Annotated in this window: 3 protein-coding genes; all 3 read left to right on the top strand. The window is 60.2% G+C overall.

All coding sequences use genetic code 11. From position 1 onward, the window contains the following. Window positions 1–277 precede the first annotated feature (277 nt). Window positions 278–604, top strand: coding sequence for a transposase (locus tag HS122_20235; GenBank protein ID MBE7540726.1), 327 nt, complete (start codon window positions 278–280; stop codon window positions 602–604). 241 nt (window positions 605–845) lie between these two features. Then, window positions 846–2,051 (top strand): tyrosine-type recombinase/integrase, encoded by a 1,206-nt coding sequence (locus tag HS122_20230; protein MBE7540725.1) that lies wholly within the window; start codon window positions 846–848, stop codon window positions 2,049–2,051. A 15-nt stretch (window positions 2,052–2,066) separates the two neighbouring features. Next, a partial coding sequence (locus HS122_20225) for an integrase (protein ID MBE7540724.1) occupies window positions 2,067–2,505 on the top strand: 439 nt, incomplete at its 3' end.

Genomic DNA, 2,505 nt, shown 5'->3' with positions numbered 1-2,505 from the left:
CATCCCAACCCCGCTTGATGCGGAGAAGCTCAATTCGGATGTGAGAGTGACGAGTTTCAATCGCACCTCTGCGAATAAGCCATCCCAACCCTGCGTGGGGTGTCAAGGCAAGTTGGAGAGGCATGAGATGGAGCCGTTTCAATCGCACCTCTGCGAATAAGTCATCCCAACCGGTGCTCGTATTGTTGCTCAGATCCAGCGCGTCGGCGATGTTTCAATCGTATCCGTACGGCGAAACCATCTTGAAGCCCGCGGCGATGGCTGGTGAGATGAGGAGGTGACACATGCGCGGAAGGACCAGAGCAGACGAGAGGTGATCGCGGGAGTAGTGGCCGAGTACGAACGGAGCGGACTAAGCAGGCGCAGATTCTGCGAGCGGACCGGGGTGGCGGTGAGCACCTTGGACTACTGGCGGCGGCAGGTCCGTGATGGAGACCGGGCCAGGATCGTGCCGGTGAAGATCCAGGCGACGGAACCAGCGCTGAGAGAGGGCCGATGGGCAAGATTTCAGTTGAGCCTGCCGAACGGAGTGCGAATCGAAAGCGGGTGGGAGTTTCCCGAGCTGGCTCTGGCCCGATTGCCGCGAGTGGCGGCGGAGCGATAAGATGTTCGATCTGGGTCCGGCGACGCGGATCTACGTGGGGCTGGAAGCGGTCGACATGCGGAAATATGTGCCGTCTATCGTTATGTGGAGTCTGGATGGGAGGAGCCGCGAATAGTCTCGGGAGAGATCATCGCCCCAGCACGCCGAACTGCACATAACGTAGGCTCCCTCTGATCGCCGAGACCGGCGATCAGAGAGGACCTGTATGAACATTGCTCAGCTTCTGGCACGTCCCCACGACATGAGTGTCGGGGAAGCGGCCCCTTACCTGAAAGGCTTCGTCACCGAGATGGCGACCGTGGGCTTTGCGGAACTCACGATCGCTGGCTACATGAACTCTGCGATTCATTTCGGCGGCTGGTTGGAGGCTCAAGGCGTGAGCCTGTCAGACATCGATGAGAACACGGTGAAGGCGTTTGAAGCGCACCGCTGCCAATGCCCTGGTCATCGCGGTCACAAGTGTCTTTCCCGCCATTACATCGCCCGGGTCGAGCGTTTTGCCGAATATCTCGCGCAACGGGGAGTAATCCGCCCGGTTGCAAACACAGTGCCGGAAACTCCGGCGTCTTTGATCGCCTTCCGCCAATGGCTCTTACGACATCGAGGGCTGTCGACGGTTACCGTCGCTCGCCATGAGCACCTGATGAAACTGATGTTGCCCGCACTCGGTGACGATGCCGGCGAATACACGGCGACCAGGGTAAGAACCGTCATTTTGGAGCAGATCCGCGGCTGTCGGCCTGCCTATGCGAAAACGTTCGCCGGTGCGTTGCGCATCTACCTGCGCTTCCTGGCAACGAGCGGCGCCTGTCAACCTGGACTAGACCATGTCGTGCCAACAGTGGCCGAGTGGAGGCTGTCCTCGCTGCCGCGCTACCTCGACTCCACGCAAGTGACTCGTCTCAATGATGCGTGTCGCAAGAATGGACCTTTGGTGCCGAGGGATCGAGCCATTATGTTGTTGCTGCTCCGGCTGGGCCTTCGCGCCGGTGATGTCGCTGACATGCGTCCTGTCGACATCGACTGGCAGGAGGCCACCCTTCTGGTGCGGGGCAAAGGGCGGCGGGATGTCCGGTTGCCATTGCCACAGGATGCAGGAGATGCGGTGTTGGACTATATGGAACGCGAGCGTCCGGGCGTCATGATCGATCGCGTCTTTCTTTGTGCGCAGGCACCCTTCCGAGCACTACGCTCAGGCGGCGCGGTTTCCGATGTCGTCCGATTGGTGCTTCGCAAGGTTGGGATCGAGAACCCGCCATCTCGCGGAGCCAATCTCATCCGGCACACGGCCGCCACCAGCATGCTCCGAGCTGGGGCCACACTGGATGAAATCGGAACCGTTCTGAGGCACAAGTCACCGGACACGACCGCGCATTACGCCAAGGTTGATGTCGCCACTCTGCAGCAGATCGCGCAACCTTGGCCCGAGCAACAGGAGGGCAGGTAGATGCTGAGTGAAGCGGTGAATCGTCACATCGAGCTCTACCGGAACCTGGGATTCAAGTATCGGGTTCAAGCCTGTGCACTCCGCAGTTTCGCCGATTTTGCCGGACAGCGATCGGAGGCGTTCATCCGAACCGATTCGGTTCTCGAATGGGCAGGAAACGCACCGTCGGTCCGCCAGCGGTACGACCGTTTGCATATCGTCCACCGGCTGGCTTGTATGCTCAACGCTGAAGACCAGCGTCATGAAGTACCGCCCACCGGCGCCTTCGGCGGTGCTCCGAGGCGGCCGCGATCATGCCATATCTTCACCCCAGATGAGATTGATCGCCTTCTCCGAGCCGCATCCGACTTAGCGCCTCGCGGCTCCATTCGCCCGATCACCTATGTCACCTTGCTGTCACTGCTGGCTTGCACTGGCCTCCGGGTTTCAGAAGCCCTGAAGTTGGAACTGCCTG

The sequence above is a fragment of the Opitutaceae bacterium genome, assembly GCA_015075305.1.
GTDB lineage: Bacteria > Verrucomicrobiota > Verrucomicrobiia > Opitutales > Opitutaceae > UBA6669.
This window is presented reverse-complemented; position numbering and strand designations above follow the sequence as displayed.